Origin of the sequence: Bacillus bruguierae, assembly GCF_037104725.1 — a bacterium.
Lineage (GTDB): Bacteria > Bacillota > Bacilli > Bacillales > Bacillaceae_G > Bacillus_A > Bacillus_A bruguierae.
In genome coordinates, this window is sequence record NZ_JBAWSX010000046.1 from 1 (window position 1) to 1,067 (window position 1,067).

General features: G+C 32.4%; 1 protein-coding gene. It reads right to left on the reverse strand.

Annotated elements, in window-relative coordinates:
• Positions 1–61: 61 nt before the first annotated feature.
• The gene (locus tag WAZ07_RS26155) at positions 62–880 is read right to left on the reverse strand and encodes an alpha/beta fold hydrolase (protein ID WP_336474715.1); all 819 of its coding nucleotides are present in this window, start codon (positions 878–880) and stop codon (positions 62–64) included.
• Positions 881–1,067 lie beyond the last annotated feature (187 nt).

The window sequence follows — 1,067 nt, forward strand, 5'->3', positions numbered from 1 at the left end:
TTTTTTGTTTTATGGATAGTGCAAAATCTTAGATTGATAGTGATGTAGCGGGACCCCATAGTTAAATATAAGTTTCTTCAACTCTATCCAACCATTCGTTTATTAGAGTGTTAAAAATTTGTGGTTGTTCTATTTGTAAATCGTGACCAGCTGTATCCAACACAGCGAATGTTCCCCTTGAATATTTGTTTATAATGTTGAGTGTATCTTTATATCCAACAGAAGAGTCTTGTCTTCCTAAAAGAAATACACTTGGTTTATCAAAATCAGACTGATCTACTTTGAATGAAAATTCAAAGTTATTCTTAACCTTATTTAAAAATTCTTCATTTGCAACTTTACAACCTGCAAGGATTTCATTTTTGTATCGTAGCCAATTGTACTCATCAAGTACAACATGGTTAGTGCTAAAATCCTCCAGGTCCTCTTTCGATAAACTTCCAATAAATTCATTATCTGTTTTCAAAATTATATGTTTCTCAACTTTTCTATTCTCATTTAGAGGAATAATAACAGGACAGATAAAAGCCGCTCCGAGTATTCTTTCTTTTTGCTTTTCAATAATTCCTCTAGCTAAATAGCCACCATAGGATTCCCCAGCGATTAAGTATTCTTGATTAGGAAGAACAGCTTGAATAAAATCTAAAACAGCATTCAACATTTCATCAGAGCAATTTATTTCGTTATATTTTTTTGTTAATCCCATTCCAGGAAGGTCAATATAAATACGTCGCCATTTATCTCTTTCAGTAAATATAGGTTCCATACAACCACTCATTAATCGATGATCATAAGAATAGCCATGTATCATCACGATTGGTATACCATCCCCTATATCTTCATAATAGATATTAGCTTGACGAACTTTGCAATATGCCATATTCACTCCTGCTTTCTTAATTAATTTTATTTTAACATATAGAGGCAATGACACATTGCCATCAACTTAAGAAATTAAATGTTCCCCAAAACGAAAAAAATGAACTAAATTCTCATGGACACCTATGAAAAGATGAAATTTTCGTTTTGGGGGCACTTCAAAATGTTAGCTTGATGGGCATGGGGTA